The sequence below is a fragment of the Pseudarthrobacter woesei genome (assembly GCF_055412745.1).
This window is the reverse complement of the sequence record NZ_JBVAYU010000020.1, coordinates 1-23735: the sequence shown is the minus strand read 5'-3', so window position 1 is coordinate 23735 and position 23735 is coordinate 1. Positions and strand designations below refer to the sequence as shown.

Below are 23735 nucleotides of genomic sequence, written 5' to 3'. Positions count from 1 at the left end.
AGGTGTGTCCAGCGGTGTGCCGTCCGGGGTGGTGCTCATGCGGTGAATGCTCAGCTTTCGGGGAAGGTGCGGTGCTCGGGCGGGCCGGCCGTGTCGGCTCCTGCGTCCGGCGTACTGTCGGGCCCCGGCTCCGGCTTGCTGATCGATTTGCCGTCCGATTTGCCGTCCGGCTTGCTGCCGGTCTTGACCCGGGGGATCTGCTGGGTCCGGGGGCTGCGCTGCTTGTCGCGGCGATCCTTCAGCTTCTCCTTGACCTTGTCCCGCGGGGACTCGTGGACCCCTGCGGCCGGATCGTGGGTGCGCAATTCCTCCTGCGCCTCCAGCATGTCCTCCAGCAGGCTGCGCAGCTCCGCCCGGACGTAATCGCGGGTGGCGACCTCACGCAGGGCGATGCGCAGCGAGGCCAGTTCCCGGGTCAGGTACTCGGTATCGGAGAGGTTGCGCTCGGCACGCTGGCGGTCCTGCTGCAGCGAAACGCGGTCCCGGTCATCCTGCCGGTTCTGGGCGAGCAGCAGCAGCGGCGCGGCGTAGGAAGCCTGGAGCGAGAGCATCAGGGTCAGCAGGGTGTAGCCGAGGGCGCGGGAGTCGAACTGCCACTCCACCGGGGCAAAGGTGTTCCAGACCAGCCAGACGACGACGAACACGCTCATGTAGACCAGGAACTGCGGCGTGCCCATGAACCGGGCAAAGCCTTCCGTGGTCTGGCCGAAGGCATCCGGGTTGGGATTGAACTTCGGCAGGATCCGCTGGCGGCCGCTCAGGGGCGTATCGAGGCTTCCCTTGGCCGTTTTGCTGCCCGGCCGGACCTGGGGGTTCCTGGGTGCGCTGTTATCAGCCAATGCGGCCTCCAAGCTTCCTTATCGGGACATCGTCCTCGTGGGCGCGCCAGTCATCGGGCAGCAGATGATCCAGCACATCGTCAACAGTCACCGCCCCCACAAGCCGACCGTCGCTGTTGACGACGGGGAGCGAGTTGAGGTTGTACGTGGCCAGTGTGCGGGCCACCTCGCTGATGTGGGCCTGGTCCGACACCGGCTCCAGGGTCTTGTCCACCAGGTTGCCCAGCGGTTCGGGCGGCGGGTAGCGCAAGAGCTGCTGGATGTGGACGACGCCGAGGAAACGGCCGGTGGGCGTCTCCAGCGGGGGCCGGGCGATGAAAATCGATGACGCCAGCGCCGGGGAAAGCTCCTCGCGGCGGACGTGGGCGAGGGCCTCCGCGACCGTGGCTTCCGGGGGAAGGATGACCGGGACCGGGGTCATCAGGCCGCCGGCGGTGTCCTCGTCATATTCGAGCAGGCGGCGGACGTCTTCGGCGCCTTCGGGCTCCATCAGCTGCAGCAGCTGTTCGGCCTGGGCACTGGGGAGTTCGGCGAGGAGATCGGCGGCGTCGTCGGGATCCATTTCCTCCAGCACGTCCGCGGCACGGTTCACGTCGAGGGCGGAAAGGATTTCCACCTGGTCGCCTTCCGGCATTTCCTGGAGGACGTCGGCGAGCCGCTCGTCCTGAAGTTCGCTGGCAACCTCGAAGCGTCGCTTGTCGCTCATCTCCTGGAGTGCCTCGGCGAAGTCGGCCGGCTTCAGGTCCTCGTGGTTCGCGACGAACTGGGTGGCGGCCTGGGGCTCGGTCCGTGCACCCTGCTGCGCGTCGGCCCAGTCGATGATCATGGTCTCGTTGCGGCGCAGCCTGCTCAGCGGGGAGAGGGAATGGCCGCGGCGGACAAAGAGCTTGCTGACAACCCAGTCGCCGGAGCGGTGTTTGTCCATCGCGATGTCCTCGATGGTTGCATCCCCGCTGCCGTCGGCGAGGGTCACGCGGCGGTCGAACATCTCGGCCACCACAAGGGTCTCGGCGCCGCGCTGCTCGAAGCGGCGCAGGTTGACGAGTCCCGTGCAGATGATCTGGGTCGGGTCGATCGAGGTGATCCGGGTCATCGGCACGAAGACACGTTTCTTTCCGGGAACCTCGACGACGATGCCCACCACATGAGGGGCGCCCCGGTTGCCGCGGGAGAGCACAACGACGTCGCGCAGCCGGCCGAGACGGTCGCCCAGTGGGTCGAAGACATCCAGTCCGAGGAGGCGCGCGACAAAGACCCGCGAAAGATTTGTGCTCACCTGTACAGGCTACCCAGTCTGCTCTCTTTTAGCTGAATTTGCAGGCGGTGCCCAGCTGGATAGGTAAGAATGGGAATATGTCAAACATTTTTGGTGCCCCCAGGGCTGGCGCCCCCAACGGCCCGGACGAGGCACGCAGCGTCCCAAAGGGCGACACCGTCGGTTCCTACAACTCCTACCTGGATGCCCAGAAGGCGGTGGACTACCTCGCGGACCAGCAGTTCCCGGTGCAAATGGTCTCGATCGTGGGCAACGACCTCAAAATGGTGGAGCGGGTGACAGGCCGGCTCACCTACCCCCGCGTTGCCCTCTCCGGCGCGCTGAGCGGCATGTGGTTCGGCCTGTTCGTCGGCATCATGCTCTCCTTCTTCTCCACCACCGACGGCACAATCTCGATCGTGACGTCGGTGCTGATGGGTGCGGCGTTCTTTATGCTTTTTGGCATTGTCACCTACGCCATGCAGCGCGGAAAGCGTGACTTCACGTCGACCAGCCAGGTGGTGGCGACCAATTACGACGTCGTGGTCTCCTTCGAAGCAGCGAATGAGGCGCGCCGGCTGCTCCACCAGCTCCCGATGACGCAGAGTGATGCCTCCGTTTCCGCCGGGGCCGCCGGCTACGCCCAGCACCAGCCGTACCAGCCGGGTCCGGAGCAGGGACCCCAGCAGCCCGGCCAGCAGGGCCACGTCCCGCAGCGCCCCGCGGGCTGGAATGACCCCTACGGTCAGGGGACTCCCGAGGATGACCGGCAACCGGCCGCAGGCCAGCAGGCTGAGCCGACCCGGCCGCGGGCTGTGGGTCTGGATGCCGGAACTGCCGCCGGCGCACCGGCGGAGGAGCCGAAGGAGGAAGAGGCCGCCAAGCCGGCCGGGTTCGCGTATCCGGACCTGCCCGACGGCCGCCCGCAGTACGGTGTCCGCGTCACCGACGCGCCCAAGCAGGAACCGGGCCAGGACAGCTCTCAGCACTAGCCGGCGCTGCCAGGTCAAGGCATCGGCCCGCGCACACAGAAAGCCCCGTCCTGAGTACCGGACGGGGCTTTCTGCTGGATTTTCCGCGGCCGCTGTACGCCGCGGGCCGGCGGTGGAACTAGGAGGTCTGGCCGTTGGCTTCCTGGTAGATGCCCGCCATCCAGGACTCGACGTCGTCGGCCTTACGCGGCAGGGCGGCGCTGAGGTTGACCGGACCGGACGCGGTCATAAGGATGTCGTCCTCGATGCGGACGCCGATGCCGCGGTATTCCTCGGGGATGGCGAGGTCCTCGTCCTTGAAGTACAGTCCGGGTTCGATCGTGAAGACCATGCCTGGGGTGAGGACGCCGTCGAGGTACAGTTCCCGCTTTGCCTGGGCGCAGTCGTGCACGTCCAGGCCCAGGTGGTGGCTTGTGCCGTGCGGCATCCAGCGGCGGTGCTGCTGGCCCTCGGCGCTGATGGCTTCCTCTACGGAGACCGGCAGCAGGCCCCAGCCGGCCAGCCGTTCCGCCAGCACGGTGGTCGCGGCGGTGTGGATGTCGCGGAACCTGGTGCCGGGCTGGGCTGCAGCGAAGCCGGCGTCGGCGGCGTCGAGCACTGCCTCGTAGATCTTGCGCTGGATATCGGAGAACGTGCCGTTGGCCGGCAGGGTGCGGGTGATGTCCGCGGTGTAGAGCGAGTCTGCCTCAACGCCGGCGTCGAGCAGCAACAGTTCGCCGGCGTTGACCTTGCCGGTGTTCCGGGTCCAGTGCAGCACGGTGGCGTTGTTGCCGGAGGCCGCAATGGTGTCGTAGCCGAGCTCGTTGCCTTCCTCCCGGGCCCGGGCGAAGAACGCGCCTTCGACGACGCGCTCTCCGCGCTGGTGGGTCAGCGCCCGGGGCAGGGCCTTGACCACCTCGGTGAAGCCCTGCACGGTAGCTGCCACGGCAGTCTTCATCTGCTCGATCTCCCACTCGTCCTTGAGCAGGCGCAGCTCGGAGAGGGCCTCGGTGAGCTTCTCGTCGAGTGCGTCAAGGATGCCCAGGTCCAGGTTCTCCGGGTCCTTGGCCGTGTTGTAGCGGGCGGTGTCCACGAGGGCATCGATGTTCTCGTCGACCTTGCGCACTAGACGGATGGAGATGCCGCCGATTTCGGGGGCGCCCACGTTCTTGGTGATACCCAGCTCGAGGTCGCTGATGTCCGCGGTGTCCAGGCCGAGACGGGCCTTGAACTGGGAGAGGGTGGGCCGGGCCCCGATCCAGAACTCGCCCGAGCGGGAGTCTGCGTAGAACTGCTCGGTGTCGCGGCCGGCCAGCGGACGAAAGTACAGCGTCGCGTGGTGGTGTCCGCCGTCGTCGCCCTTGCTAGTCTCCACGGGCTCCAGGATCAGCACAGCGTCGGGCTCGTGGTCCAGGCCGAGGCCGGTGAGGTGCGCGAAGCCGGAGTGCGGGCGGAAGCGGTAGTCGCAGTCGTTGGAGCGGACCTTCAGCGGACCGGCGGGGATGACCAGGCGTTCGCCTTTGAACTGCTCTGAGATGGCGCGGCGGCGGGTGGCGGCATGGGCGGCGACGGCGTCGCGTTCCGGCAGCTCCTCCCGGGACGGTGCCCAGTTGCTGGCCATAAACGCCTTGAAGGCGTCGGAATTGGGCCGCTGTGAGCGGTTGTTGACGCGCTCGTCGAGGGGCTGGGAAGCGGAGACTGGGGTGTTATCTGCATCGTTCACGCATCCATAGTCTCACCAGCGGAGCGGCTTAGGCCAACAGAATGCCGGCGCCTATCTACTAGGCTGGTGGGGTGAGGATAGACCTGCATGCCCACTCGAACGTTTCCGACGGCACCCAAGCGCCCGGCGCGGTGATGGCCTCGGCGGCGGCGGCGGGGCTCGACGTCGTCGCCCTGACCGACCATGACTCGACCGACGGCTGGGGCGAGGCGGCGCCGGCGGCCCGGGAACACGGGGTTGCGCTGGTTCCCGGCATGGAGATCTCCTGCCGGACGGCCGAAGGTATCAGCGTCCACCTGCTTTGCTACCTGCATGACCCGGCGCACCCCGGCCTGCTGGAGGAAATCACCAAGGCCAAGGACGCGCGCTTCACCCGGGCCGAACGGATGGTCAGCCTGCTCGCGGAGGACTATCCGCTGAGCTGGGACGACGTCATCCACCATGTGGCGCCCGGTGCCACCCTGGGCCGGCCGCACATCGCTGACGCGCTGGTCGCCGCGGGCGTGGTCGCGGACCGCACCGAAGCGTTCGAGTCCATCCTGACCTCGCACTCGCGCTACTTCGTGCAGCATTACGCGCCGGACCCGGCACTCGCCGTCGAACTGGTCCGTGCGGCCGGCGGTGTGCCGGTCTTCGCCCACCCGGTGGCGTCGTCCCGTGGACGGATCGTTGGGGAGCGCACCTACCAGGAGATGATCGACGCCGGCCTGGCCGGCCTGGAGATCTACCACCGGGACAATCCCGAGGAAGGCCGGACGTTCCTGCGCGGGCTCGCCCGGCGGCACGGCCTGCTGGTGACGGGGTCCTCCGACTATCACGGGGCCGGGAAACCGAACCTGCTGGGCGAGAACCTGACCTCGCCGGAGGTCTTTGCCCGGATCGAGGAACTGGGCACCGGAACACCCGTGGCCCGCTGACACTCTTCGACCCTGCTGCGAGTTAGTTGGGTGGGAAGACGGTGAACTCGGCGTGCGGGGCGAGGCGTTTGCCCATGACGTCGATCGCGGGCTGGTTCTGGTCCACGCACACGAACCTGCGGTCCAGCTTCGCGGCGACGGCGCCGAGCGTCCCGGAGCCGGCGAAAAAGTCCAGGCACCAGTCGCCGGGGCGGCTGGAGGCTGCCACCACCCGGCGGATCAGGCCTTCGGGCTTCTGCGTCGGGTAGCCGGTCTTCTCCTTGCCGGTGGGCGAGACGATGGTGTGCCACCAGACGTCGGTGGGCAGTTTGCCGAGTTCGCGTTTGGCCGGTGTGACCAGGCCGGGCGCCATGTACGGCTCGCGGTCCACCTCTGCGCTGTCGAAGTGGTACCTGGCCGGATTCTTGACGTATACGAGGATGTTGTCGTGCTTGGTGGGCCAGCGGTACTTGGCCCGCGCGCCGTAGTCATAGGCCCAGATGATCTCGTTCAGGAAGCACTCGCGGCCGAAAATGGCGTCCAGCATCACCTTGGCGTAGTGCACCTCCCGGTAATCCAGGTGCAGGTACAGGGTGCCGTCATCGGCGAGCAGCCGCCACGCCTCGACGAGCCGCGGCTCCAGGAAGGACCAGTAGTCGCTGAAGGCGTCGTCATATTTGTGCAGGGCGCCCTTTATCGTGTCGTAGGATCTGCCCTTGAAACCGACCCGGTCGCCCTCGCCGCCGGCGTTGAGCACCATCCTGGTTTCCTGGCGCTTCTGGACCCGGCCGGTGTTGAACGGCGGGTCCACATAAATCAGTGTGAAGGCGCCGTCCGGCAGCGTGGGGAGGTAGTCAGCGTTGTCCGCGTGTACCACCAGGTTGCTGCCGTCCGGCGCCCAGACGGTGTCAGTCATGGAGGGGTTTAGGCCTCGGTGCTGCCGGGCCGGGTGGTGCCCTGCTGGGCCTCGCCGGCGACCACTTCGCCGTTGCGGCGGCGGGTGCGGGTCCGGTTGCGGCGTGCGCGGGTGGCGCGGTCCACCTCGGTGGGCGGCTTGACGGCTGCGACGGCTGCCTTCTGCTCTGCGGCCGGGCTGCTCGTTGCTTCGGCGTCGGAGGGACGACGGCGGTCTCCCGACCGTCCACTGTCCCGTCCGCCGCCGGCGCTGCCGCTGCGGCGGGTGTCGCGGCCGCCGGAGCGTGCGGTGTCGCGGCCCCCGTCCCGACCGCCGGTGCTGCCTGCCTCGCGTCCGCCGCTGCGGGAACTGTCACGGCCGCCGCTGGCTTGGCCGCTGCGGGGGGAATTCTTCTTGCCGGTCTCGCCGAGGTCCTCGAGGACTTCCGCATCGACGCCGGCCAGAACCCGCTTGTCGCGCGGCAGACGGCCCTTGGTGCCCGCCGGGATGTCGAGCTCCTCGAAGAGGTGCGGCGAGGAGGAGTAGGTTTCCACCGGCTCCGGGACACTCAGGCCGAGGGCCTTGTTGATCAGGCCCCAGCGGGGCATGTCATCCCAGTCGACGAACGTCACGGCGGTGCCCTTGTTGCCGGCGCGGCCCGTACGGCCCACGCGGTGCAGGTAGATCTTTTCGTCTTCGACGCACTGGTAGTTGATGACGTGGGTGACGTCGTCGACGTCGATGCCGCGGGCGGCGACGTCGGTGGCTACGAGGACGTCCACCTTGTTGTTGCGGAACGCGCGCAGCGCCTGCTCGCGGGCGCCCTGGCCCAGGTCGCCGTGGATGGCGGCGGCGGCGAAGCCGCGGTCCACGAGTTCCTCGGCAACCTTTGCGGCGGTGCGCTTGGTCTTGGTGAAGATGATGGTGCGGCCGCGGCCGCGGGCCTGCAGGATGCGGGCGACAACCTCGATCTTGTCCATGCTGTGCGCACGGTAGATGAGCTGGCGGATGTCGCGCTTGGTCAGGCCCTCATCGTCCGGGTCGGCGGCGCGGATGTGAGTCGGCTTCGTCATGTACCGGCGGGCCATCGCGATGACCGGGCCGGGCATGGTGGCCGAGAACAGCAGGGTCTGTCGGACAGCCGGGGTCCCGGCGATTAGGGTCTCGACGTCCGGGAGGAAGCCAAGGTCCAGCATTTCGTCGGCCTCGTCAAGGATGACCATCTTGACGTTCTGGAGCACGAGGTGCTTCTGCTTGTAGAGGTCGATGAGGCGGCCGGGGGTACCGACGACGATCTCGACGCCCTTCTGCAGGGCCTCGACCTGGGGCTCATAGGCGCGGCCGCCGTAGATCGTGGTGATGCGGGCGTTGCGCTTGCGGGCGGCGTTCTGCAGGTCGCTGGCGACCTGCACGGCGAGCTCGCGGGTCGGCACAATCACGAGGGCCTGCGGGGCGCCCGGGGCGGGCAGCTGGTCGAAGCCGGCGTCGTCCGGTCCGACGACGCGCTGCAGCGCCGGAATGCCGAACCCGAGGGTCTTGCCGGTGCCCGTCTTGGCCTGGCCGATGATGTCGTGGCCGGAGAGGGCCACGGGCAGCGTCATGGACTGGATCGGGAAGGGGTGGGTGATGCCGGCGTCGGCAAGGGACTCCACGATATCGGCGCGGACGTTGTAGTCGGCGAAGGTCTTCTCGGCAATCTCGTGCGGCTTTTCGTCCGAGATGATGGTCTCTTCCGGCTCAAGCGATTCCGTTCCGGATTCGTCGGTCAGAAGCTGGTGCGTGTGCAATTCACTCACAGGGGAGTTTCCTTATTCATTTTGGGCTGCGCTGCTTGCTCAACGGGGCCGGCCGGGAGGCCGTTCCGGAGCACGCTCAGGCGCGCAGGCAATTCCAGTGGAAGCCGATCGCGGGCTATCTAAATACTGGCACTGGGGACCAGCGGGTGTATCTCAAGATCGCGTAGGGGCGGGCTTGTTGAATTCGAGAATCATGGAAATCAACGACCGGGCATCCATATCTACCCTTCCAGTCTAGCTGTACGCGGCCCGGAACCTTGACTGGCTGTGCCAGTTCGGCCCCGTCGCGGCCCGTCGCGGCGCAATTGCGCCGCGGAATGGCCGCCGAGCGTCAGCCCGCGAGCTCCAGCCGGACTTCCCGGGTGATGATATCGGAGGACACGATCCGGACCCGGACCTGGGTGCCGGATTCCAGCTCGCCGGGGCAACGCGCGGTGACCGCAGGCTCCGCGATCTGGACGATTCCGGAGGGGCCGCCGCCGTTTCCGTTTGCTTTTCCGGAGGCCCCGTTGCCGTTACCGTTCCTTCCGTTCTTGGCGGGCTTGGACCCGGAGATGACCACCGCATCGAATTCCTGGCCGATGTGGTTGATCAGCAGCGCCGCCTCGACGGTGTCGAGTGAGAGGCGTTCCAGCCTCGCGGCCAGCTGGTCCGACGCGGCCATGATCGAGGGAAGTGAAGGGAGGGCCTCGCGGGCCCAGGCCGGGACGTCCGTGCCGTTGCTGAGCGCCTCGCAGATGACCAGCACAAAGCGGTCGATCAGCCGGCGCAGCGGCGCGGTGGAGTGGGCATAGGCGGCGCCGATGGCGGCCTGGACGGCGGCGTCCGGCACTGTTCCGTCAAAGGGGGTATAGCCGGCGCCGCGGAACAGCATGCCGGCGGAGTGTACGATCGCCAGCTGCTGGGGGTCCGTGGGGTCAAGGGTGCGCAGGTACTCGCCGTAGCTCATCTGCCCGTCCCAGGGTTTGCCGAGGGCCCGGGTCTGGCGGTGGAAGTGCGCCAGGGAGTTCTCATCCGGGGCGGGCATGGTGCGCAGGATCCCGACCTTGCCTTCGAGCATGATCCCCGCGGCGGCCATCCCGGTCATGAGTGAAATCTGGGCGTTCCAGTCCTCCACCGGCAGCGGCGGGACCGCCACGATCCGGTAGCCGCCGTCGGGCAGCTGTTCGATTTCCTGTTCCGGCATGTTCAGGCTGGCGCCGCCGCGGAGCCGTTCCAGCTCCACCCGCTTTATCCCCACTTCCTTGAGTAGCTGCAGCACGGGAGCCGCGGTGCCGGCGTCGAGCTCGGCCTGGACACCCTTGTAGCTGAGCTTTGCCCGGCTGCGGACCTGCGCCCGGCGCACCAGCACGGCAGCGACCTCGGCGGCGGCATCGAGCTCGAATTCCCATACGAAGGCGGCACACAGCTGACCGGCGAGCAGGCTACCGGCTGCTTCGCTGATGACTTCCGGATGCAGCGGGATCCGGCCGTCCGGGGTGTAGAAGGTCTGGCCGCGGCGGCGGGTTTCGGCGTCGAGCGCCCCGCCGGGCGCCACAAAGGAGGGGACATCGGCGATGGCATAGAACACCTTGTAACCGTCGCCGGAGCGGTCGATGAAGAGGGCCTGGTCCAGATCGGTGGAGGACTCCGGATCGATGGTCACGAACTCGATATGCGTGAAATCCAACTCCGGCAGCTCGTGCCCGGCCACGGCCTCCTTGGCTTCCCGGAGCGCGTCCTTGGGGAAAGGTCCCGGCAGTTCCAGCGTGGTGCGCAGCGTGGTCAAGGCCGCGGCAAGCTGGTTCTCCTGCTGGTGGATGCCGGGGGTCAGGCGATGATGGGACACGAAAATCAGATTAGCCCGAATCCCGCGATTAGTCTTGGATCATGAGCACATCCCCGTCCGATCCTGCCCGCTACAACAGCTTCCTGATGGATCTGCTCGGTGTGATGGCCTACGGCGAGCTTTCGGCCTTCGAGCGGCTGTCCTCCGATGCCCGGTATTCGCCCACCCTGCACGACCGTGCGGTGCTTGCCCGGATCGCCGTGATCGAGTTCCAGCACTACGAACTGGTCAGCGCACGGCTGGAGGAGATGGGTTTTGATGCGGAGGCCGCCATGCTGGCCTTCCAGCCGTCCGTGGACCACTTCCACCAGCGCACCCGCCCGGCAGACTGGTTCGAATCCCTGATGAAGGCCTACGTGATCGACACGGTCTCCGCCGATTTCTACCGTGCCGTGTCGCGCCACGTCGACGACTCGACCCGGGAGCTCGTGGAGCGGATCCAGTCCGACGAAGCGGCCACCGCGGTGCTGCGCGAGCGTCTCAGGGAGGCCCTTGGACATGACCCGCGGCTGGCGTCGCGGCTGGCCCTGTGGGCGCGGCGGCTGCTGGGGGAGGCCCTGACCCAGGCGCAGCGGGTGGGCTCCGAGCACGCGTTCCTCGGCGGCCTGACTGGCGTCGACGAGGAACGGTCAAAGGAGCTGGTCCGCGGGCTGACGGCCGAACTGGCCGCCGGGCACTCGAGCCGGATGAAGCAGCTGGGGTTGACCGGCTGATCCCGATCAGGGCTCTGCCCCGGCAGACCCGGCTCAGGCCTCCGCGGCGTCGAGTGCGGCCAGCAGGGCGCGGGCGGCGTCCGCGGGATCATCGGCCTCGGTGATCGCCCGGACCACGACGATCCGGCGGGCGCCGGCCGCCACCACCTGCTCCACATTGCCCAGGTCGATGCCGCCGATCGCGAACCACGGGACCATGCCGTTGACGGTGCCGTCGGCCCCGTCGCGGACCGTGGACTCGGCCCGGCGGACAGCCTCCGCGGCATACCGCACCAGATCCAGCCCGACGGCGGCGCGCCCCGGCTTGGTGGGCGTGGCCCACACGGGCCCCACGCAGAAATAGTCCAGCCCGCTGCGGCCGGGGGAGGCGGCAATCGCGGCGTCCACTTGTTCGGGGCTGTGGGTGGAGAGTCCGATCGCGGTGCCCGTGCCGAGGATGGTCCGGGCAGCCTCAAGCGGGAGGTCCTTCTGCCCGATGTGGAATACCGGCGCCCCCGAAAGCGACGCAATGTCCGCCCTGTCATTGACCGCCCAGAGGCGGCCGTGACGCTGGGCGGCGTCGTGCAGCACCTCAAGCAGCCCGAGTTCCTCGGCCGCCTCGATGGACTTGTCGCGAAGCTGGATGATGTCGACGCCGCCGGCAAAGGCGGCATCAACGAAGGCTGCAAAGTCTCCGCGGTCCTTGCGGGCGTCGGTGCACAGGTAGAGGCGGGCGGTGGTGTGGACGGCATCCTTGCTCATGCCCCAAGACTAGTTCCTCTAAACTGGGGCCATACCGCGGGAGCCCGCTGCAACCGACCGCCACCGGTGTTCGGCGCCGGAGGGGCTGAGAGGGCGTCAGAGCCGACCGCTTGACCTGATCCGGCTAGTACCGGCGTAGGGAAGGAATCCTCGATGGTCCCACCATCCGCCCCGGCTGCTCCCGGGCTTCACGGCGCTGTTCATGACTCCACGGCCGGGAAATATTACGACGTGGCCGTGATCGGCGGCGGCGTGGTGGGCCACGGCATCGCCTGGGCCGCGAGGCAATCGGGCCGATCCGTCGCCCTGATCGACGACGCCCCCGGCAGCGGCGCCAGCTGGGCCGCCGCGGGCATGCTCGCCCCCGTGAGCGAACTCCACTATCGGGAGGAGGACCTCCTGGAACTTATGCTCGAATCCTCCCGCCTGTGGCCTGGCTTCGCCGCCGGACTCGACGGCAGCCCCGGGGGCCCCCGTCTCCCCGGGGAGACCGGTCCCCCCGGCGAGCCGGGAACGGGCACCGGCTACCTCACGACGTCGACCCTCGTCATCGGGGCCGACGCCGCCGACCGCCGGGCGCTCGCGGACCTGCGGGCGGTGCAGCAGTCGTGCGGCCTGACCGTGGAGCCGCTGACCGTCCGCGGGGCGCGCGGACGCGAACCCCTGCTCAGCCCGGGGATCTCCTGCGCCTTCGACATCCCCGCCGACCATCAGGTGGACCCGCGCCGGCTTCTTGCCCGGATCGCGGCGCTGCTGGCGGCGGGCACCCGGTACTCCGCTGTTCCCCGCCGCGCTGCCGGACTGCTCTGGGAGGGCGACCGCGTCAGCGGAGTCGGCCTGGCCGGCGGCGGGACGGTCCGGGCAGGGGAAACGGTGGTGGCCAACGGGCTGGGCGCCGCCGGGCTGGCCGGACTGCCGTCCGGGCTAAACCTGCCGCTCCGGCCGGTCCACGGCGACATCCTCCGGCTCCGGGTGCCCGCCCACCTGCGGCCGCTGCTGGGATCCACCGTGCGCGGCCTTGTCCGCGGGGTGCCGGTCTACATTGTCCCGCGGGAGGACGGGACGGTGGTGATCGGGGCGACCCAGCGTGAGGACGCTCTCTCCGACGGAGGCCGCGCAGGCGGCGCCGTCTCCGCCGGGGGCGTCTACCAGCTGCTGCGGGACGCGCAGCAGCTGGTCCCCGCCGTCGCCGAACTGGAGCTGCTCGAGGCGACCTCGCGGGCACGGCCCGGAACACCGGACAACGCCCCGCTGCTGGGCCGGGTGCGCGACCGGGCCCCTGGCCGCGACGGGGACGTCGGAGGCCTGATCATCGCCACCGGATTCTTCCGGCACGGCATCCTGCTGACCCCCGCGGCCGCGGAGATCTGCCGGGAGCTGCTGGACGGCACCGCGGACCCGCGCTGGGCGCGCTTCCGGCCCGACCGGTTCCCTGCCCGCTGCCCAAACCCCGGCCCCCATGACACCCGCCCGCACCCGGAGCACAGCAAGGAAACGGCATGAACATCAGACTCAACGGAACAGAGCACACGCTCCCCGACGGCGCCTCCGTCAGCACCCTGGTCAGCAAGGTCACCGGGCGCACGCTGGCCCCGAACGGCCAGTCCGCCGACGGCAGCAAGCTTGGTGTCGCGGTGGCACGCAACGCCGAGGTGGTGCCCCGCAGCCAGTGGCACGGCACCGCGCTCGCCGACGGCGATGACGTCGAGCTGGTCACGGCGGTGCAGGGAGGATGAGCAACATGGAAGCAACCACACGTGCAGCAGCCCCGGTGGTATCCCCGGGCATCAACGATCCGTTGACGGTCGACGGCGTGCAGCTGGGATCGCGGCTGATCATGGGCACCGGCGGGGCGCCGAGCCTGGACGGCCTCGGGGCCGCGCTCCTGGCGTCCGGCACGGAACTGACCACGGTGGCCATGCGCCGCTACTCGCCCGCCGAGGCCGGCTCGCTCTTCCAGCTGCTCGCGGACCAGAACATCCGGGTGCTGCCAAACACCGCGGGCTGCTTTACCGCCAGGGACGCCGTGCTGACCGCCGAGCTGGCACGCGAAGCCCTGGAAACGGACTGGGTGAAGCTGGAGGTGATCGCCGACGAGCACACCCTGCTGCCGGACGCCGTGGAACTGGTGGACGCCACCGAGCAGCTCGTAGGCCGCGGCTTCAAGGTTTTTGCGTACACCAACGACGACCCCGTACTGGCCCTGCGGCTGGAGAACCTCGGCGCCACCGCCGTGATGCCGCTCGGCGCGCCGATCGGCACCGGGTTGGGCATCCTCAACCCGCACAACATTGAGCTGATCGTCTCCCGCGCCTCCGTGCCCGTGGTCCTGGACGCCGGAATCGGGACCGCCTCGGACGCGGCCCTGGCCATGGAGCTTGGCTGTGATGCCGTGCTGCTGGCCACAGCCGTGACCCGGGCGCAGAATCCGGCGCTGATGGGGGAGGCCTTCAAGCATGCGGTGATCGCCGGTAGGCTGGCGAAAAGGGCCGGAAGGATCCCGCGCCGGGAGCACGCGCTGGCATCCTCCGCCATGGAAGGCCGGGCCGAGTTCCTCTAGGGGTTCTCCGGCCGGGCCAGCAAAACCGGACCAGCAGGGGAGCCAGCTATGGCAGCCACGGACGATGTTCTCAGCCGGAGCCGGATCGACGCCGCCCTGGCGGGCCTGCCGGACTGGAGATACCGCCTCGGCGGGCTGATGACGGTCTACAAGGCGCCCACGCCGGCCGTCGCGCTCGAGCTGATCGCCGCCGTCGGACGCTTGGCCGACGAACAAAACCACCACCCGGACCTCGACTGGCGCTACACCAGGGTGTTTCTTCGGTACAGCTCGCACGACGCCGGAGACGAAGTCACGCCGCGGGACGTCGCCGCCGCGGGCGCGGCCAGCGCGGCGGCAGCGGGGCTCGGCGCTGCCGCGGAACCGGGCCTTTACCGGACCGTGGAGGTGGCCATCGATTCTGCGGACCCGGCGGCGATTGCCGAGGTCTGGCGGGTAGCCCTCGGCTACCGCAAGGGCAGGTACGGCGATCTTGTGGACCCGTACGGGCGCGGCCCGGCCCTCTGGTTCCAGGCGACTTCAACGCCCAACGCCAACCGCCTCCACCTCGACGTCCACCGCGGCACGGCCGAGTCCGGGCCTGTGCTGGAAAAGACGGCAGCCACAGGGGCGTTAATGAACCGTGACCACGCACCCGCCTGGGTGGTGGTCACGGATGTACAGGGCAACAGGCTCTGCCTCGCCACCGAGGAGGGCCACGGACCGGACGTGCCATTGGCATAAGACCCCGGCAGCCCCATGGCCGGAGCAGTGCTAGAGCCGCAGGATGGCGGTGAGCCGGGCAGTGTCCTGGCTGGTGCGGTGCCTGCCGAGGTACAGGACCGCCGCCACAGCGGCGCCGGTGCCCAGCACCATCGGCAGGATCCACGGGATCCAGGTCAGCCCCGGCCGGTAGCCAAGCCCGGCCGCCATGAAGATGATCCAGCTGAGCATCCCCACGGTGACGGCGACCCCTGCCGGCACGCTGATGCCGTACTTGGCATGCCGTTTGTCATTGGCCCAGACCACAAAGCCCGCGGCCACGGTCACCATGGCAACCACAATCAGGGAAAGCATTTTTCGGACTCCTAGCGGATCTGTGGACTGGGTCTGGCGGCACTGCTGCGCGGCCGCCGGCCGCGGGCGGGGGCTAGAGAACGCCGAAACCTACGCGGCGCGTTTCCTCGGCGCCGATTTCAACATAGCCCAGGACGTTAGCCGGGATGATGATCTGGCGGCCCTTTTCGTCCGTCAGGCGGAGCTCGGTGCCCTTCGCGATCGCCTCGCCGACAACCTTGGCCACGGCGTCTGCATCCTGAGCCGATTCCAGCACAATTTCGCGGCCGATGTTCTGAATGCCGATCTTTACTTCCACAGCAAGGCCTCCAAGCCAATCAAAGTCGAATAAATATCAAGGGTCATCTCTATTTGTAGCCTAGGACTCCTTGGGGAAGCGGGAGATTCCGCGCCAAGCTAAACGATAGATCAGGTCGCTGGCCACATCGAGGTCAAGGTTCCCGTCCGTTTCCAGCCAATAGCGGGCGCTGACCTGCGCCATGCCGGCGAGTCCGCGGCCCAGAAGCTGGGCCTCCAACGCGGGCAGTTTGGTGTCCTCGGCAATGACCCGGGCAACAGCGTCGGCGAAGGTTTTGTTGAAGGATTCCAGACGGGCGCTGACATCGGGGTCGTTGATCAGGTCCGATTCGAACACGAGGCGGTGGGCCTGGTCGTCGCTGGCGATGAACCGGAAGTAGGCGCGCATAACGGCCTGGACCCGTTCGTCGTTGTCCGAGGTGGAGTCCAGAGCGCCGAGCAGGAGCCCGATGAGCTTGCTCAGGTGGCTGTCCAGCAGGGCCAGGTACAGCTCCCGCTTGGAAGGGAAGTGCTGGTACAGCACGGGCTTGCTGACGTGTGCGGTCTCGGCGATTTCGTCCATGGCGGCACCGTGGTAGCCGTTGGCCACGAAGACTTCCTGGGCGGCGGCCAGCAGTTGCGCGCGGCGCTCGTCACGGGGGAGACGCGCCGAACGCTGTCCGGTGCGTGCCTGCGCGGCCGGCGGTTTGCCGGCATGACCCCGCTCAACCGGTGCCTGATGAACCACTGTCCGCCTACTTTCCCTTGCTGTTACGACCACCTTACGCGCGGGTAATATGACCTGGCGGCATCTTCGGGCTTAGATTGAAGTATGGCTTCCAAGTTCACCGCAACCGCCGGCCCTGCAACCACGGAACGGCTGCCGGACACACTGCCGGGCCCCCAGCCGGGACCCCTGGTGGAACCGGCGGATGACCTCAGCCCTGAAGAGGTGGAACGCTACTCCCGGCACCTGATTATCCCCGAGATCGGCGCGATCGGGCAGCGCCGCCTGAAGAACGCCAAGGTCCTCGTGATCGGTGCCGGGGGCCTCGGCTCGCCGGCTCTCCTCTACCTGGCCGCCGCCGGGGTGGGCACCCTGGGTATCATCGACGACGACACGGTGGACCTGAGCAACCTCCAGCGCCAGGTCATCCACGGCGTGGCCGACGTGGGCCGGCCCAAGATCGAGTCCGCCCGCGACGCCATCGCCGCCCTCAACCCGCTTGTGGACGTCCGGCTCCACAATGTCCGGCTCGACGCTTCCAATGCCCTGGAGCTGTTCGCCCGCTATGACCTCATTCTCGACGGCGCCGACAACTTCGCCACCCGCTACCTCGTGAACGACGCGGCCGCGATCCTTGGCAAGCCCTACGTCTGGGGCTCCATCTTCCGCTTCGACGGACAGGTCAGCGTCTTCTGGGAACAGCACGGACCCACCTACCGGGACCTGTACCCGGAGGCCCCGCCCGCCGGGTCGGTGCCGTCCTGCGGGGAAGGCGGCGTCTTCGGCATGCTCTGCGCCGCCGTCGGATCGCTCATGGTGACGGAGGCGGTCAAGCTGATCACCGGCGTCGGGCGTTCCCTGCTGGGGCGCGTGGCGCTTTTCGACGCCCTCGGTGGAACCTGGCGCGAGATCAAGGTCTCGCGCGACCCGGAGGCTGAACGCGTTACCGAACTCACCGATTACGAGGCCTTCTGCGGCATAACACCCGCCGCCGACGCCGGTACCGAACACACCGTCACGGCCACCCAGCTCGCCACCATGCTGGCCTCCCGCGAGGCGGGGCTCAAGGACTTCCACCTCGTGGATGTGCGGGAGACCGGGGAATACGAGATCGTCCGGATCGACGGGGCCGTGCTGATCCCGCAGGGCCGGATCCTGGCCGGGGAGGCGTGGCACGAGCTGCCGCAGGACACCGACATCGTCTTCCACTGCAAGGGCGGAACCCGGTCTGCGGCCGTCCTCGCCGCTGCCCGCGCAGCCGGCTACGAGCGCGTCAGCCACCTCGACGGCGGGATCCTCGCCTGGGTACGCGACGTCGAACCCGGAAAACCGGTCTACTGACCGCGAGAACCTGAAGTGACCCCGTCTCGGAAAGGCAGTCACATGAGCGATGACATGAGCGTTACACCGCAGCACAAGATCGGCTCCGGCTTCGGGCGGCACTCGACGGCGGCGGACGTGATCGCCGGGATTGACCTGCGCGGGAAGACCGCCATCGTCACCGGCGGCTACTCCGGGCTGGGCCTGGAGACCGTCCGGGCGCTGGCGTCGGCCGGTGCCGCCGTGGTGGTGCCGGCGCGGCGGCCCGGGCATGCCCGCGACGTCCTCGCAGACGCCGGAATCCCCGCGGGAACCGGCGCCGGGGAAGTCAGTGTTGCCGGGCTGGACCTGGCAGACCAAGCCAGCGTCAAGGAATTTGCGGCCGGCTTCCTGAATCCCGAAGGTGCCGGACGCAGCCTGGAAATCCTCATCAACAACGCGGCCATCATGGCCAGCCCCGAACGCCGCGTGGGTCCGGGCTGGGAGTCGCAGTTCGTCACGAACCACCTGGGCCATTTTGCGGTCACCAACCTGCTCTGGCCCGCGCTCTCGGCCGGATCCGGGGCCCGGGTGGTGTCGCTGTCCTCCACCGGACACAAGATCTCCCCGATCCGCTTCGATGACATCAACTTCGAGACCGGCTACAACAAGTGGACGGCCTACGGCCAGGCGAAGACGGCCAATGCGCTGTTCGCCGTGCAGCTGGATGCGCTCGGCAGGGGGGCCGGGGTGCGTGCCTTCGCCGTGCACCCGGGAGGGATCATGACCGAACTGCAGCGCCACCTGCCGAGGGAGGAAATGATCGCCGCCGGCTGGATGGATGAAGCCGGCAACGTCGACGCGCGGTTCAAGACCCCCGCCCAGGGCGCGGCGACGTCCGTCTGGGCGGCGACGTCTCCGGCGCTCGACGGTATGGGAGGCGTTTACTGCGAGGACTGCGACATCGCGGAACCCACGGCCGAGGGATCACCGGAGGTGCGGATCCGGGGCGTGAACGCGCATGCGGTGGACCGGGCGGACGCCGCCAGGCTCTGGACGCTGTCCGCCGGGCTGACAGGCATCAACGCCTTCGGCTAGGGGTCATTTTGGCTTGCTGCCGGGGCCTGGCCGGGCCTGGAGCTTGCCGCGGCGGGAGGACATGCCCATTCGTCGCGCCCGGGACTGGGCATAACAGGACTATGTCCATCCGCTGGTCCCGGCGCGGGGCATGTCCTTGAGCCCGGTGGCATTTTTCGTGTGCGTGGCCGGGCGCAGGGAGGCAGGCAAGGGCGCAGGCCGCGGGCGCGGGCAGGGGCTCATGGGGCTGGCCCGGTCAGGCGTTGGACGTGCGGTCCCGGAGGGAACAGCGCGCTTTACGCGGTTTCCCGTGTGTCCTCGGCAGCGGGACGTTCCCGGTGGTCGGCCGGGCACCCGGCGTCGGCGGTCTTTGCCGCGTGCTGCTCGACGGTGATGCCGTAGAGCGCCTCGAGGGCGGCCACATAGTGCTCCTGCTGCCCGTTGGCTGCGAGCTCCCGGGCCCGGACGGTGGGGACGTGCAACAGTTGTTTGACCATCCGGCGGAGGGCGAACTCGACTTCCTCGGCCGCGGCGGTGCAGCCGTGGCGGGCACGCACCTTCTCCATTTCGGCATCCAGCACGTTCATGGTGTGCCGGCGCAGGGCGACGATTGCCGAGTCCACGGAGCGGGCTTCGCGTTCCTGCTCGAAGGAACTCGCTGCGCCGGCGACAATGTTGCTGGCCTGGGCCAGCGATTCGGCCTGCTCCTGCGGGGCCGCCAGCCGGACCGATTCCAGCGTCAACAGCTCGACGCCGCGGAGGCCGCCGACTGCGGGATCGAAATCATGGGTGAGGGCCAGATCGATGGCGATCAGCGGCTGGAGTGACGCCGCGCGGACCTGCGCGAGTTCGGCTGCCTCGACACGTGTGTCCGAGCCGCTGCAGCCGATCATGACATCGGCCGCGGCGACGGCGCCGGGGAGGGTATCGCCGTCGAGGGCGGTCCCGCCGCGGGTCGCGACGAAACCGGCGGCACGGCCGGAGGAGGAATAGACAGCGACGTCGGTGCAGCCGCGTTCGCGCAGCAACGACATGGTGGCGCCCGCGTAGGCGCCGGTTCCGAAGACGACGATCTTCTTGGCCGACCAGTCGGGGTTCTCAGAGAGCTCGGTGGCGAGGTCCAGCGCCACGGAGACCACGGACAGCCCGCGGGCGCCGAGCGCGGTCTGCGCGCCGACGTCCTTGGCGGTCTTGGAGGCCGCCTGGAACAGCCGCACCAGGCCGGAACTGGCCGTGCCTTCGGCCTGGGCGGTGATCAGGGCGCGGCGCACCTGCCCGGCAATCTCGCGTTCGCCGACGACGGCGGAGTCCAGTCCGGAGCTGACAGAGAACAGGTGCCGGCTGACCTCCGGGCCCGTGCGCGTGCTGAAGGAGCGTGAGACGAGCTGTTCGTTGAGTCCCGTGGAGCCGCTGAGCTGGGAAATAAGCGCCGCGCGGGCGGCGGCAACGTCATCCGCGTGGGGGGCTTCTCCATAGATCTCGAAGCGGTTGCAGGTGGAAAGCACAATGGCACCCGCCACGGCCGGCGATCCGGCGAGGGCGAATGTGGCGAGCTCGGAAGCGCCGGTGCTCAGCTGAGCAACGGTCTCGAGGTCGATATCGGCGTGGGTCGCCACCAGTGAAAAAAGAACCACAGCAGGTCAATCATAGCTTTTTCGCCGGGCTGTAGAACAACCGATCCAACAACAATCGCCCGTGTGAAGCCTCACCCCTGCCTGTGATCCCGGCCACCGCACGGGGACGCCTGGAGCCGGTGACAGGTTGTCGTTATCTTTTGGGGCTGATTTTGGGCACAATCGAAGTCATGACTCCTAGCGCTGCGGCAACTCCTGACATCTCCGGCCTTGATGCCGGGCACCCGCTGATGGACGGCCGCACCGCGGACTCACCGCTGATCACCGCCTACCGCGGCGGCAGGCCGTCCCGTCGTCCCGTCTGGTTCATGCGCCAGGCCGGCCGCTCACTGCCGGAGTACCTCAAACTCCGTGAGGGCGTCGCCATGCTCGACTCCTGCCTGCGCCCCGAGATGGCCTCCGAGATCACGCTGCAGCCCGTGCGCCGCCACGACGTTGATGCGGCCATCTTCTTCTCCGACATTGTCATTCCGCTCAAGCTGGCCGGTGTCGGCGTCGACATTGTCCCCGGTGTGGGACCCGTGCTGGATAAGCCGGTCCGCACGGCCGCGGACGTCGCGGCCCTCCCGACGCTGACCTGGGAGGCCCTCGAGCCAATCCGTGAAGCAGTCCGGCTCACCGTCGCCCAGCTGGGCAAGACCCCGCTGATCGGTTTTGCCGGCGCCCCGTTCACCCTCGCCGCGTACATGGTGGAAGGCAAGCCCTCCCGCGACCACCTCGGCCCGCGCACCATGATGCACGCCGACCCCGAGACCTGGACCGCCCTGGCCAACTGGGCCGCCGACGCCTCCGGCATGTTCCTCCGCGCCCAGCTGGAAGCCGGCGCCTCCGCCGCCCAGCTCTTCGACTCCTGGGCCGGCTCGCTGGGCCTGGCCGACTATGAGCGCTACGTTGCCCCGGCATCGGCCCGGGCGCTGGACCACGTCCGGCACCTCGGCGCCCCGCTGATCCACTTCGGCACGGGCACCTCGGAACTGCTCGTGGCGATGCGCGACGTCGGCGTCGACGTCGTGGGCGTGGACTACCGGCTGCCGCTGGACGAAGCCAACCGCCGCCTCGGCGGCACCGTGCCGCTGCAGGGCAACATCGACCCCGCACTGCTGTCCGCGCCGTGGGACGTCCTGGAAGCCCACGTCCGTGAGGTCATTGCCGCGGGCGCCGCGGCCCCGGGCCACGTGCTGAACCTCGGCCACGGCGTGCCCCCGGAAACGGACCCCGCGGTACTGACGCGCGTCGTCGAACTCATCCACTCGATCTCCCCGGAGTAAAGGTCATGGAGGCAGTCGCCGCCACGGGGAACGCCGCCCAGGGGAATGCCGCCCCGGCGAACAACGTGCCGAAGACCGCCGTGGTGGTGGGCGGCGGGATCGCCGGCCTGCTGGCCGCCCGCGAACTGGCCCGGGCCGGCGTCAGCACGACTGTCCTGGAAGCCTCCGGCGGATGGGGCGGCTGCGTCGGCAGCCACACCGTCGCCGGACTGTCCCTGGACAGCGGCGCCGAATCGTTCGCCACCCGTTCCTCCGCCGTGGCCGACCTCGCCGCCGAACTGGGTCTCGCGGCCCAGATCGTGGCCCCCAACCCCGGCGGCGCCTGGGTCCAGTTGCCTGAGGGCCCGCGCGAGCTTCCCCGCACCGGCGTGCTCGGCATCCCGGCGAACCCCTGGGACCCTGAAGTCCGGCGGTCCCTGGGGCTGCTCGGATCCCTCCGCGCCTCCCTCGACGCCCTGCTCCCGGCCTCCCTCGGAACCCGCAACGAGGACACCAGCGTCTCCGCCCTGGTCCGTGCACGGATGGGACGGCGCGTCCTCGAACGGCTCGTCGCGCCCGTGGTCGGCGGCGTCCACTCGGCCGATCCCGAGGTGCTCGACGTCGACATGGTGGCACCGGGACTGCGTGCAGGCATCAGGGAACACGGCTCGCTCGCCGCCGCCGTCACCGCCCTGCGGTCAGGAGCTCCGGGCAGGGGAGGGGCGGACCCCTCACCGCCCGCCTCCTCACCGCCTGCGCCCGCTACGGCCGGCGCCACCACGCCCGGGCTGCAGAAGGCTGGTTCCGCCGTCGCCGGCCTGCGCGGCGGGATGCATACCCTGGTGTCCGCACTCGTGGCCGATCTGCGCCGGCGCGGCGTTACCCTGCTGTGCGGCGCCCCGGCCAACTCTGTGGAACGTACCGCCGACGGCTGGCGCGTCGCCGCGGGGGACACCACGTACGACGCCGGACTGCTGGTCGTCGCCGTGGAAGGCCCGGCCGCCGTCGACCTTCTCAGCAATACCCTGCCGGAGCTTGCCGGCCGCCGCCCCGAGGCCGGCCCGGACGTGAGCCTGGTCACGCTCGTTGTGGATCTGCCGCAGCTTGACGCGGCGCCGCGGGGCACCGGCGTCCTGGTGGCGCCGCAGACGCCGGACATCAAGGCCAAGGCGCTCACCCACTCCACGGCAAAATGGGGCTGGCTGGCGGAGCGGACCGGACCCGGCACACATGTGGTCCGCCTGTCCTACGGGCGCGGCGACACCCGGCACGGTGTCCAGGGAACGGGCGGGCCGCGCACCGACGAGGAACTGTTCGACGCCGCCCTCGGGGACGCCTCCACGCTGCTCTCCGTCCCGGTCACGGCCGTGGACGTGGTCGGCTGGGACGTCGTCCGCTGGGCCGGCGCGCTGCCCTTCGCATCGCTGGGCCACCGGCGCCGCGTCGCCGAGGTCCGGAGCATCTGCGCCGCGGACGGCACCCTGGCCGTGGTGGGCGGCTGGCTCGCCGGAAACGGCCTCGCCGCGATCGTGGCCGACACGCCCCGGCAGGTCCGCACGCTGCTCGGCTGAGCGCCAATTCCGGGTCCTTCTTTCGCGCCGGCCGGTGCTGGAGCCCGGTCCTGCCGGACGGTCCGGTCCCCCGGGGGAATACCCGGAACCCGGGGTGAAGCGCAAATTTTCCCCATCGCCGACCGGCGGCTAGGCTCGATGACCATGGTTACGCACAGGTCCAAGGTTAAGAAAACGCAGACCGGTCAGTACAGGGGGCTCCGTCGCGGGACCGCTGCTGCTGCGGTCGGAGCGGTGCTGGTCCTGTCCGCAGGAGTTCCTGCCGCCCACGCCGCAACAGGGGGCCCGGTTTCAGCCACCGGGACGGTGACGCCCTCGCTGTCCCTCGGGCTCGACAACTTGCTCGGCGGGCTGCTCGCGCCCTCGCAGGAGTCGACGCCCTCGCCGAAGCCGACGCCTTCGCCGAAGCCCACGCCTTCGGAGGAGCCGACGCCCCCGGAGGAGCCCGACCCCACCGAACCGCCGACCCAGGCTCCGGTGCAGCCGCCGGCGTCGACCACCCCGCCGCCGGCGGTGCCCTCCGTCCCGCTTCCGTCCGCACAGCCGCCGGCCGCCGGTGCGGCTCCGGCGCAGCCGGCGCCGGGAACGGGCCAGGCAGCCGTCGAGGCCCAGGCACCGGCGGCGCCCGAGG

Annotated in this window: 22 protein-coding genes, 1 pseudogene and 1 riboswitch; of the genes and pseudogenes, 11 read left to right on the top strand and 12 right to left on the bottom strand. The window is 69.2% G+C overall.

Annotation, left to right across the window (positions count from 1 at the left end; genetic code table 11):
- Window positions 1–50 precede the first annotated feature (50 nt).
- Both ACZYZE_RS18140 and ACZYZE_RS18135 read right to left on the bottom strand, forming a co-directional pair.
- Window positions 51–851 (bottom strand): DUF1003 domain-containing protein, encoded by an 801-nt coding sequence (locus ACZYZE_RS18140; RefSeq protein WP_459316923.1) that lies wholly within the window; start codon window positions 849–851, stop codon window positions 51–53.
- On the bottom strand, window positions 832–2115 hold the full coding sequence (locus ACZYZE_RS18135; RefSeq protein ID WP_459316922.1) for a magnesium transporter MgtE N-terminal domain-containing protein: 1284 nt from the start codon (window positions 2113–2115) through the stop codon (window positions 832–834). Before ACZYZE_RS18135 ends, ACZYZE_RS18140 begins: the two co-directional genes overlap by 20 nt.
- Before the next feature lie 77 nt (window positions 2116–2192).
- On the opposite strand from ACZYZE_RS18135, the gene ACZYZE_RS18130 reads away from it, so the two are divergent.
- Window positions 2193–3086, top strand: a complete 894-nt coding sequence (locus ACZYZE_RS18130) for a YflT domain-containing protein (protein ID WP_463909387.1) — start codon at window positions 2193–2195, stop codon at window positions 3084–3086.
- Window positions 3087–3204: 118 nt separating this feature from the next.
- Here ACZYZE_RS18130 and ACZYZE_RS18125 read toward each other — a convergent pair whose 3' ends face one another.
- Entirely contained in the window at window positions 3205–4788 is a 1584-nt protein-coding gene (locus ACZYZE_RS18125; RefSeq protein WP_459316920.1) for an aminopeptidase P family protein, read from the bottom strand.
- Between the two features lie 71 nt (window positions 4789–4859).
- On the opposite strand from ACZYZE_RS18125, the gene ACZYZE_RS18120 reads away from it, so the two are divergent.
- Complete coding sequence (locus tag ACZYZE_RS18120; RefSeq protein ID WP_459316919.1) at window positions 4860–5705, top strand: PHP domain-containing protein; 846 nt, start codon at window positions 4860–4862, stop codon at window positions 5703–5705.
- A gap of 22 nt (window positions 5706–5727) precedes the next feature.
- On the opposite strand, the gene ACZYZE_RS18115 is transcribed toward ACZYZE_RS18120, so the two are convergent.
- The 3 genes from ACZYZE_RS18115 to ACZYZE_RS18105 form a co-directional block, all read right to left on the bottom strand.
- Entirely contained in the window at window positions 5728–6600 is an 873-nt protein-coding gene (locus ACZYZE_RS18115) for a DNA-methyltransferase (protein ID WP_459316918.1), read from the bottom strand.
- A gap of 8 nt (window positions 6601–6608) precedes the next feature.
- Window positions 6609–8375: a DEAD/DEAH box helicase gene (locus ACZYZE_RS18110; RefSeq protein ID WP_459316917.1), complete on the bottom strand. Its 1767-nt coding sequence runs from the start codon at window positions 8373–8375 to the stop codon at window positions 6609–6611.
- Between the two features lie 331 nt (window positions 8376–8706).
- A complete protein-coding gene (locus tag ACZYZE_RS18105; RefSeq protein ID WP_459316916.1) occupies window positions 8707–10203 on the bottom strand; it encodes an RNB domain-containing ribonuclease in 1497 nt (498 codons plus the stop codon).
- Window positions 10204–10244: 41 nt separating this feature from the next.
- On the opposite strand from ACZYZE_RS18105, the gene ACZYZE_RS18100 reads away from it, so the two are divergent.
- Window positions 10245–10916 (top strand): ferritin-like fold-containing protein, encoded by a 672-nt coding sequence (locus ACZYZE_RS18100; protein WP_459316915.1) that lies wholly within the window; start codon window positions 10245–10247, stop codon window positions 10914–10916.
- Window positions 10917–10949: 33 nt separating this feature from the next.
- Here ACZYZE_RS18100 and thiE read toward each other — a convergent pair whose 3' ends face one another.
- Window positions 10950–11657, bottom strand: coding sequence for a thiamine phosphate synthase (thiE, locus tag ACZYZE_RS18095; protein ID WP_459316914.1), 708 nt, complete (start codon window positions 11655–11657; stop codon window positions 10950–10952).
- A 26-nt stretch (window positions 11658–11683) separates the two neighbouring features.
- Window positions 11684–11817: riboswitch (TPP riboswitch) on the top strand.
- On the opposite strand from thiE, the gene thiO reads away from it, so the two are divergent.
- The 4 genes from thiO (at window position 11811) to ACZYZE_RS18075 (ending at window position 14940) form a co-directional block, all read left to right on the top strand.
- Complete coding sequence (thiO, locus tag ACZYZE_RS18090) at window positions 11811–13160, top strand: glycine oxidase ThiO (protein ID WP_459316913.1); 1350 nt, start codon at window positions 11811–11813, stop codon at window positions 13158–13160. Its footprint overlaps the riboswitch before it by 7 nt.
- Entirely contained in the window at window positions 13157–13393 is a 237-nt protein-coding gene (gene thiS, locus ACZYZE_RS18085) for a sulfur carrier protein ThiS (protein ID WP_459316912.1), read from the top strand. Before thiO ends, thiS begins: the two co-directional genes overlap by 4 nt.
- Before the next feature lie 5 nt (window positions 13394–13398).
- Entirely contained in the window at window positions 13399–14217 is an 819-nt protein-coding gene (locus tag ACZYZE_RS18080) for a thiazole synthase (RefSeq protein ID WP_459316911.1), read from the top strand.
- A gap of 48 nt (window positions 14218–14265) precedes the next feature.
- Window positions 14266–14940, top strand: a complete 675-nt coding sequence (locus ACZYZE_RS18075; RefSeq protein ID WP_459316910.1) for a 4a-hydroxytetrahydrobiopterin dehydratase — start codon at window positions 14266–14268, stop codon at window positions 14938–14940.
- A 30-nt stretch (window positions 14941–14970) separates the two neighbouring features.
- Here the strand turns inward: ACZYZE_RS18075 and ACZYZE_RS18070 are convergent, their stop codons facing one another.
- The 3 genes from ACZYZE_RS18070 to ACZYZE_RS18060 all read right to left on the bottom strand — a co-directional run bounded on the left by ACZYZE_RS18070 (window position 14971) and on the right by ACZYZE_RS18060 (window position 16297).
- Entirely contained in the window at window positions 14971–15273 is a 303-nt protein-coding gene (locus tag ACZYZE_RS18070; RefSeq protein ID WP_459316909.1) for a cytochrome c-type biogenesis protein, read from the bottom strand.
- A gap of 73 nt (window positions 15274–15346) precedes the next feature.
- Entirely contained in the window at window positions 15347–15571 is a 225-nt protein-coding gene (locus ACZYZE_RS18065; RefSeq protein ID WP_459316908.1) for a DUF3107 domain-containing protein, read from the bottom strand.
- 60 nt (window positions 15572–15631) lie between these two features.
- A complete protein-coding gene (locus ACZYZE_RS18060) occupies window positions 15632–16297 on the bottom strand; it encodes a TetR/AcrR family transcriptional regulator (RefSeq protein ID WP_459316907.1) in 666 nt (221 codons plus the stop codon).
- An 84-nt stretch (window positions 16298–16381) separates the two neighbouring features.
- Between ACZYZE_RS18060 and moeB the strand changes: the two genes are divergently transcribed.
- Together moeB and ACZYZE_RS18050 are read left to right on the top strand one after the other, a co-directional pair.
- Entirely contained in the window at window positions 16382–17617 is a 1236-nt protein-coding gene (gene moeB, locus ACZYZE_RS18055) for a molybdopterin-synthase adenylyltransferase MoeB (protein WP_459316906.1), read from the top strand.
- Between the two features lie 42 nt (window positions 17618–17659).
- Window positions 17660–18673: an SDR family NAD(P)-dependent oxidoreductase gene (locus tag ACZYZE_RS18050; protein WP_463909386.1), complete on the top strand. Its 1014-nt coding sequence runs from the start codon at window positions 17660–17662 to the stop codon at window positions 18671–18673.
- Between the two features lie 275 nt (window positions 18674–18948).
- Here ACZYZE_RS18050 and ACZYZE_RS18045 read toward each other — a convergent pair whose 3' ends face one another.
- Complete coding sequence (locus ACZYZE_RS18045; protein WP_459316904.1) at window positions 18949–20286, bottom strand: glutamyl-tRNA reductase; 1338 nt, start codon at window positions 20284–20286, stop codon at window positions 18949–18951.
- Window positions 20287–20456: 170 nt separating this feature from the next.
- Here ACZYZE_RS18045 and hemE point away from each other — a divergent pair, with 170 nt between their 5' ends.
- Complete coding sequence (gene hemE / locus ACZYZE_RS18040) at window positions 20457–21554, top strand: uroporphyrinogen decarboxylase (protein WP_459316903.1); 1098 nt, start codon at window positions 20457–20459, stop codon at window positions 21552–21554.
- 5 nt (window positions 21555–21559) lie between these two features.
- Window positions 21560–23104, top strand: coding sequence for a protoporphyrinogen oxidase (hemG, locus tag ACZYZE_RS18035; protein ID WP_459316902.1), 1545 nt, complete (start codon window positions 21560–21562; stop codon window positions 23102–23104).
- Window positions 23105–23289: 185 nt separating this feature from the next.
- On the opposite strand, the pseudogene ACZYZE_RS18030 reads toward hemG, so the two are convergent.
- Window positions 23290–23735, bottom strand: a pseudogene (locus ACZYZE_RS18030) (hypothetical protein); the annotation flags it as partial.